At 64.6% G+C, this 6,795-nt stretch carries 10 protein-coding genes and 1 pseudogene (1 of these 11 cut by a window edge); 4 read left to right on the top strand and 7 right to left on the bottom strand.

The genetic code is table 11. From position 1 onward, the window contains the following. Positions 1–212: 212 nt before the first annotated feature. Entirely contained in the window at positions 213–512 is a 300-nt protein-coding gene (locus L6Q96_03200; protein MCK6553583.1) for a type II toxin-antitoxin system RelE/ParE family toxin, read from the bottom strand. Continuing rightward, positions 509–742: an addiction module protein gene (locus L6Q96_03195; protein ID MCK6553582.1), complete on the bottom strand. Its 234-nt coding sequence runs from the start codon at positions 740–742 to the stop codon at positions 509–511. Before L6Q96_03195 ends, L6Q96_03200 begins: the two co-directional genes overlap by 4 nt. A gap of 188 nt (positions 743–930) precedes the next feature. Between L6Q96_03195 and L6Q96_03190 the strand changes: the two genes are divergently transcribed. From L6Q96_03190 to L6Q96_03175, 4 genes are all read left to right on the top strand, one after another. Beyond that, complete coding sequence (locus tag L6Q96_03190) at positions 931–1,296, top strand: toxin (protein ID MCK6553581.1); 366 nt, start codon at positions 931–933, stop codon at positions 1,294–1,296. 4 nt (positions 1,297–1,300) lie between these two features. Then, complete coding sequence (locus L6Q96_03185; GenBank protein ID MCK6553580.1) at positions 1,301–1,651, top strand: helix-turn-helix domain-containing protein; 351 nt, start codon at positions 1,301–1,303, stop codon at positions 1,649–1,651. A gap of 136 nt (positions 1,652–1,787) precedes the next feature. Then, positions 1,788–2,027 (top strand): prevent-host-death protein, encoded by a 240-nt coding sequence (locus tag L6Q96_03180; protein MCK6553579.1) that lies wholly within the window; start codon positions 1,788–1,790, stop codon positions 2,025–2,027. Further along, positions 2,024–2,428, top strand: coding sequence for a type II toxin-antitoxin system VapC family toxin (locus L6Q96_03175; protein ID MCK6553578.1), 405 nt, complete (start codon positions 2,024–2,026; stop codon positions 2,426–2,428). Before L6Q96_03180 ends, L6Q96_03175 begins: the two co-directional genes overlap by 4 nt. 76 nt (positions 2,429–2,504) lie before the next feature. Here L6Q96_03175 and L6Q96_03170 read toward each other — a convergent pair whose 3' ends face one another. The 5 genes and pseudogenes from L6Q96_03170 to L6Q96_03150 all read right to left on the bottom strand — a co-directional run. Further along, complete coding sequence (locus L6Q96_03170; GenBank protein MCK6553577.1) at positions 2,505–3,785, bottom strand: zinc ribbon domain-containing protein; 1,281 nt, start codon at positions 3,783–3,785, stop codon at positions 2,505–2,507. Between the two features lie 125 nt (positions 3,786–3,910). Continuing rightward, complete coding sequence (locus tag L6Q96_03165) at positions 3,911–4,930, bottom strand: META domain-containing protein (protein MCK6553576.1); 1,020 nt, start codon at positions 4,928–4,930, stop codon at positions 3,911–3,913. A 29-nt stretch (positions 4,931–4,959) separates the two neighbouring features. Further along, entirely contained in the window at positions 4,960–5,223 is a 264-nt protein-coding gene (locus L6Q96_03160) for a hypothetical protein (GenBank protein ID MCK6553575.1), read from the bottom strand. 94 nt (positions 5,224–5,317) lie between these two features. Then, positions 5,318–5,974, bottom strand: coding sequence for a hypothetical protein (locus tag L6Q96_03155; GenBank protein MCK6553574.1), 657 nt, complete (start codon positions 5,972–5,974; stop codon positions 5,318–5,320). A gap of 195 nt (positions 5,975–6,169) precedes the next feature. Then, a pseudogene (locus tag L6Q96_03150) lies at positions 6,170–6,795 on the bottom strand (four helix bundle protein); it runs 529 nt beyond the window's last position.

Below are 6,795 nucleotides of genomic sequence, written 5' to 3'. Positions count from 1 at the left end.
GTACGACCAGGCGGCAAATTCCAAGCTCACCTGGTAAACGTCCAACCGTTCGTGGTCCAACTTCACCGCCGCGGGTCATCAGTCCGTGTACGAGTACGTGTACCGCTTCGCTGAGTACGTGTACGGAGTCAAAGCCGAACGGCTTGCCGATCACCCGCGGCGCGGCGGTGAAATGAAGCGCCCGTGCCGCGCCGTCGGGTGCAGCGGCCGAGTTAGGGTTTCGCGACGCGACGCTTCCAATACCCGGGCTCGCGACTGCAGTGCATGACTGCAACGATGAGAACGAATTCCGGCTCGATGGTGTAGAGCACGCCGTACGGGAACACCCGTGTGAGGCAGCGCCGGACATCCTCGTCGAGGACCCGGCACCGTGTCGGCGCATCGAGAATTCGGTCGATCGCGTCTTCGACGGCCGCGACGAACCGCTGCGCCACCGCCGGATCGCGCTCGGCATAGTAGAGAGCTGCCGCCTCATACTCTGCGAGAGCTTCCGGGTGGAATTCATATCTCATCGCCGGAGGGCGTCGCGTACCCTCCGACGCCCCGCGGCACCTGGAACTGTCTTCACGCGCCCGGCGCGAACCTCGTCCCGCCTGCGCCTGGCTTCCGCGGCCCACAGTCGGTCGATGCGTCCCAGATCGTCGGCATCGAGGCTCTCGACTATGAGATCCGCGAGCCGGGCACGGGATGCGCTCGGCAGCTTCAAGGCCTGCTCAGCCAACCTCTCGACGCTTGTCGCCATGAGCGCAGGATATGTCATCTGGACCCTTGCCTCAACCGGTCCCACCGGCACTCGACAACCCTAACGTCCTGCGCATGAGCGGCCGGCGCAGCGACGCTCGCGACAGGTAACCCAGATCATGCCGGTCCGCTCCATGCGCTTGTTAGGCCCTCGCTTGCTTGCTATACGCAGGTTGCGCATGGTCTCTTATGCTGTTCATCGAGGCGCCAGCCTTCACCCTGCTCTTGCCGTCCTACCTGAGCGACGACCAGTATCGGGGCTTGCAGGAGGCGCTGCTTTCCAATCCCGACGCGGGCGCGGTGATGCCACACACCGGTGGCTTTCGCAAAATGCGCTGGCCCGATCCACGACGTGGCAAGGGAACGCGTGGTGGACTGCGCGTCATTTACTACCACTTCAGCGAAGACGCGCAGATCTGGTTCATGACGCTCTATGGAAAAGACGAACTCAAGGACCTCACGCCCACCCAGAAGCGCACCCTCAAGGCCGCCATCAACGCAGAACGGCAGGCGCGCTTGGCGCGGCGGCAGGCGCCTCGGAAAAGGACAAGGTGATCCAATGAAACCCAAGCGGCGCGATCTCTTCGGCGAACTAGTCGAGGGCGTGCACGCCATGCGGGCCCACCGCGAGGGCAAGCTTACGCTCCGCACCCACGAGCTGGCCGCACCGCCTCTCCCGCGGGTAACAGCGACATTGGTGCGCGACACCAGAGAACGGCTCAAGATGTCGCAAGGCGTGTTCGCGCGGAAGCTACGCATCAATCAGCGTACCCTGGAGCGATGGGAGCAAGGCCGGAGCAAGCCCAACGAACAGGCTGCTGCGCTCATCCTGCTCGTGCGTCGCTTCCCGGACACTCTCGATCGGTTGGAGTTCATCGGCGCTTCCAAACGTTCCCGTCGCGCGGCCTAACGCCTTGCGCTCACCCGCCGCGGCTGGAGCGCCGCTTCGACTTTCCAACGCCGGCTCGTGGCCGCGGTCGGGTGGAGCGCTCTGTTCGGCACTACCTCCTGTTGCTTGATCGGAAATGGCCATATAGGATTTGAGCATGGACATTTCGGTGACGCAGTTCCGTGCGAACTGCCTTGAGCTGATTCGACGGGTCGAAATCGGAGGAGAACTGGTGGACATCAAGCGACGGGGCAAGGTTGTCGCCCGGCTTACGCCGGCGCCGAAGGCAGGCAAGGTCGCCCCCAAGGCGTGGGAGGTTCTTCGAGGTTCTGGAGAACTAAAGGGTGAACCAGAAGAATCAGTGATTGATGAAGCGGAGTTCGAGGCAGCTCGGTGAGAATTCTCCTGGACACGCACGTTTGGCTCTGGTGGCTGCTCGGCTCCGATCGGCTTCCGACCCGCGAGCGTAGGGCACTGGACCGACTGGCGTCGCGCGCGGAACTCCGCCTGGCGGCGGTAAGCCTCTGGGAGGCTCAGATGCTGTACGCGAAGGGACGGCTCGTGCTGGACCGACCTTTCGACGTTTGGATACGAGAGGCGGCGGGTGCCGCCGTAGTCGAAATCGCTCCGCTCGACGTCGAAATCGTGATCGCCCTCAATGGTCTGCCTGCATCTTTCCATGGAGACCCAGCGGATCGGCTGATTGTCGCTACGGCGCGTACGCATCACTTTCCCCTTGCAACTTACGACCGGGCCATCCGAAAGAGCCGAACAGCGACCATCTGGAAAGCCCGTTGACCGGAGCCGAACGTCGTGGCGCTCAGGCGTGCGGGCATTGCGTCGCCTGCACCCTCTGGTTCGGAAACGTCTTCTTTCACTTCTTCAGGATAGCGATGACAAGTGCCGCCACCGCCGGGAACAGCACCATCGCCAACGTCTTGCGGCCGCCTCCGTTGATGCCCATCATCATCAGCATGAACACTACGAAGGCACCAAAGCCCAGTTTCCCGTCACCGGACGAGGCGAGCAGCCCGGCAATGGCTCCCCCTACAACGCCTGCGCCAGCCGCTGCACCCCACGGGCTCGGTCCCTGTGCCGGTTGGTTTCCTGCGGCCGCTGGTTCTTGTGCCCCTCCGCCACTTGGCGAAGCTTGTGGGCCAAGAATCGCATTACCGACGGCGCCAGCGATCTTCCTTGTCTGCTGAATGGCATCCGCCTCGGAATTTGCAGAAGCGACGCGTGCATCGAGGGCGTTCAGATCAGCATTGCGGGCCTTGTTTCTTCGTGCATACGCGAGCCCCGGCGCGATGAGCAACGCCGAGACGAAAAGGAAGATCAGGAACGTGCCTCGCGCACCCGAACCAGTAACAATACCTACCGCTGAAACCATCCCGATCAATACGCCAGGGACCATGAAGAGCGACCCCACTGCGGTATCAACTCGAATCGAGCGACGAAGTTGCTTGGCGGTTTGTTCGTCGGCTTGAATTGATGCCCGAAGCTCTTGGTATCTGCGGACAGGCGCAAAGTCTTCTGTGCTGAATTCATAGCCACAGAAACGACACGCCGAGGCCTCAATCCTGATCTGCTCTGCACACTGCGGGCATTGTTTGGTTTCCGCAGTTCCGCGGTGTTCTCCCTTCTCAAGGGCGCGCCGATGGTACAAGATGGTCCCCCGTACGCCCTGGACGAAATAGTAGCAAAGAAAAATGCTTACCGAGATAGCGGAAACACGGGCAGTCATGTTCAAGACCGACAGTTGCCCCAGCATCGCGATCTTCGAGATGACGAAATACACAAGTAGGACGACTGCACTGGCTCGGCTTCTTCGGTACACGCCATAGGCCAGCCCGAAGACTAGTAGACCATCGAAGAAGGCGAGGGATCCGGCCGCCACCCCCACGACCGCGGTTATGGCGCCGGCCACCACTGCCGCAATGCAGGCGTTCCTGATCTGCTGCTCCGCATGCCGAATCTCCTCGCTCGCTTCTGGGCCTCCGGTCGCCAGGGTCTTGTCGGGGTCCGCAGCGTTGATCCCGACGACCCTGGGCTTCGGCTCTTCGGCCTTCTTGGGGACTGGACAACCACACGTCACGCAGGCCGGCGCCCTATCGGAGATCTGAGCACCACACTCTGAACACGCGATCAAGGCCATTTGCCCCCCGTACTGTTGCGGCTCCCGAGCCTAACGTTCCGGTTCAGCGGCGGGCCGCGCAGCGGACCGTCCGCTGCAACCGGTTGTTAGGCGGTGCGGTTCGTAATGGTCCGGAGAGGTAGGCATCAGCCGCCGAAGACGACTGCATCCGGGATTTCGTAACGCTCGTTCCCGACGCGAATGCGGTGCAGGTCGCCGTCCTTCGTCGCCTCGAACTCGAGGCGGCCTTCCGACTCGCTGACGTCGGCACCGATGGGCCGGCCCATGCGGAAGAAGATCGCGCGGGTGCGGCCGTCGGGCTTCTTGATGACGACCGTGGCGTAACCCCCGCCTGCGCGAGCGACGCCGAGTTCGCATTGGCCCATCGGCTGGCCGGGCGCAAATGCGCAGGGCAGCGGCCCGGTCGCATCGAACTGGCCCTGGCCCGCGCGCAGCGCGGAATCGTCCGCACCCATCGCGGCGCTGCCATCGGGTGAGATCGCCGGCCGGAGGTTTTCCGCGGCCACATAACCCCGCGGGCCACCGCCGAGTTGCTGTACGTCGCACCAGATGCGCCCCTTGGCACGCCGGCAGCCGAGATTGTCGAGGACCGTGCCCGGGCGGTACGTGGCGAGAATCCGCGCCGACGTGCCCGGTTGCTCACGCAGGTTCAGCGTACGGACGACCTCCCAGTTACGTGGCCCGCCGTTCTCAGGGGCCGCAGCGACGTCGGTTGCGGAGGAGGCGCTCGACTCGCGCGCCCACACGTAGATGCCGCCGTCCGCCATCAGGCTCAGATACAACCGGCCGTCCTTGAGCAGGTAGGAGCGGATATAGCGGGACTGAGCGACGATGCTCTCGTCCATGCTCGGGGGCGGGCACAGCGCGCGCGTTGCCGCGAGCGGACCGAACTCGAACTGGCCGCTCGTGGCCTCGCTGCCCGGCCGCGCGGACCAGGTGCCGGTGGCGCGGTTGCAGTTGAGCTGCATGGCGACGGTGCCGTCACCATGCAGCCACATGGTGTAGACCGTCCCTGCGCTCGGGCGGGTGGTTCCCTGGCCATCGTCCATCGACCGGAACTCGACGAGCCGCCACTGCGTGCCGGCCAGCGGCGGAGCGGCTGCTTTGGCGTCTCCCGCCACACCAACGGTCGTCGCGACCAACACGGTTAGCGCACCAACTGCAAACATGGCCCTCATATCCGCAGCCTCCATCGGCACAGGCTCCACAACAACAGCAGGTTCAGCGCCGGCGCGGCGACGGCGGCAGCCGGCAGCATGGCTGGCGGCAGAGCATCGAGCCACTGGTTCCACGGCAGCCCCAGCGGCACGAGGAACACCCCCGCCAGCGGCCCACGAGGGCTGCCGAACCAGCCGTAAGTGCCGACCAGGTACAGCGCGAAGGCCGCCGCGTACAGCGCGGCGAACGTAATCACGAAGAGGCGGCAGATACGCGACATTGTTGGGTTCGGGACTGGATGAGGCGGCGCGGGCAGAACCAGAACTCTCCTTTACATGCCCGAGCGCGCGCCACCGTCCATCGCGTTCGCTAGGTCAGCCGCCGAAGATGAACGCCTCGACGATCTCGTAGCGCTCGTTGCCGGCCTCGATGTAGTAGACGTCGCCGCCCTTGGACCCGCGGAACTCCATGTTACCGTCGGCCTGGCTCAGGTCGGCGCTGACCGGATTGCCGTTCTCGAAGAAGACGAAGCGCTTGCGGCCGTCGGGGCGGGTGATGACGATCGTCGCCGTGCCACCCGGATCGCGGGCCACAGCGGCCTGGCACTGCTGCATCGGCTGCCCGGCGCGTTCCGCGCAGCGAACTGGGCCACGCGCGTCGAACTGGCCCTGACCGGCCCGTTCGGACGCCGACGCACGGTGGCCGCCGGTGGGTGCGGCCGAACGTCCGGCCGGTGCTGCAAACGACAGGATCTCGCAGGTGCCGATGGACTTGTCCTTGGCCGTGTACGTGACCCGCGGCGGCTGATCGCCCTGGGGCGTGATGTCGACATAGACGCCGCCCGACTGAGCCGTGATCTGCCCGTCCGGTCTGTTGATGAGCTTCGCCACCTTGCCGTTCACGCGAACCTGGCCTTTGGCGTTGGAATCGGCGGTGATACCCTGACCGCACTTGGCCGCAAACAGCGGAACACTGGCGCTGGCCGTGCCGGCGACAAGTGTTGCAGCGACAGCGATTAACAGCGTTTTCATCACAGTTCTCCTCCTTCAGTGGATCGACGTCTCGATGGTAACTACCGCCTAACGGCTCGGCAATGAGCTGCCGGCCGCCGCATGCCCCGCAGTCTCAATCGCCGGCCGCCGCCGTGTCAACCACCCGATTGCGGCGGCCGGCGAGCACCCGCCCCCGCACGCCACCGACCGCGGCTGGTCAGCTCCATTGCCTTGTTAGCCCGCACTCCGGCTGGCAAACCCGGCGTATGCCGCGGGAATGGCGAGGCCGAAAGAGCGACACAACGCAAGTACATCGCGCGCATCCTTCGTGGTGGGTTCATACCCGAGGTGGCAGAGAATCTGAACCTCCGGCCCAATGCACCGCACCTCGTGGCCTTCGACGCGGCCCGCCACGAAGCCTTCCGGCGGATAGCGAAACACGCCCCCGTTCGGTTGTGGTTGCAGGCCGCCACCCTCCTCGTCAAACGTGACCGTGTGAAAGTCCAGTTGCTCGCCTGTTCGAGATCGAAGAACAAAGCGGACCGGGAGGTGATCCTCGTGAATGGAGAAGCCGAGCGGGTGAAGAGCGGCCTGGATATCCTGGACGTCTGCTAGATCGACGACCAGATCGAGATCCTCGTGCTTGCGCGTCTCGAATCCGAGCAGCGCGTCGACGCCCCAGCCCCCGTCGAGCACTGCTTCGACGCCCGCGTCACGCAGGACCTCGAGTAGCTTGAGTACGCGCTCAGCGGTCATCGGCTTCTCTCGCGTGCGGGCTAACGGCCGGAACTCACGCGCGGCGGGCACGAGGGGCAGCCTCAATCCGGCAGAATGGCCCGGTGCCCGCCGTCGCGTGCAGT

The organism is Candidatus Binatia bacterium, assembly GCA_023150935.1.
Lineage (GTDB): Bacteria > Desulfobacterota > Binatia > HRBIN30 > HRBIN30 > JAKLJW01.
The sequence above is the reverse complement of the archived record's forward strand: the minus strand, read 5'-3'. Positions and strand labels throughout refer to the sequence as shown.

Coding starts and splice junctions, on each gene's coding strand:
- L6Q96_03200 (MCK6553583.1), bottom strand. CDS start 512: ATGAGATATGAATTCCACCCGGAAGCTCTCGCAGAGTATGAGGCGGCA.
- L6Q96_03155 (MCK6553574.1), bottom strand. CDS start 5,974: ATGAAAACGCTGTTAATCGCTGTCGCTGCAACACTTGTCGCCGGCACG.
- L6Q96_03180 (MCK6553579.1), top strand. CDS start 1,788: ATGGACATTTCGGTGACGCAGTTCCGTGCGAACTGCCTTGAGCTGATT.
- L6Q96_03160 (MCK6553575.1), bottom strand. CDS start 5,223: ATGTCGCGTATCTGCCGCCTCTTCGTGATTACGTTCGCCGCGCTGTAC.
- L6Q96_03190 (MCK6553581.1), top strand. CDS start 931: ATGCTGTTCATCGAGGCGCCAGCCTTCACCCTGCTCTTGCCGTCCTAC.
- L6Q96_03170 (MCK6553577.1), bottom strand. CDS start 3,785: ATGGCCTTGATCGCGTGTTCAGAGTGTGGTGCTCAGATCTCCGATAGG.
- L6Q96_03195 (MCK6553582.1), bottom strand. CDS start 742: ATGGCGACAAGCGTCGAGAGGTTGGCTGAGCAGGCCTTGAAGCTGCCG.
- L6Q96_03185 (MCK6553580.1), top strand. CDS start 1,301: ATGAAACCCAAGCGGCGCGATCTCTTCGGCGAACTAGTCGAGGGCGTG.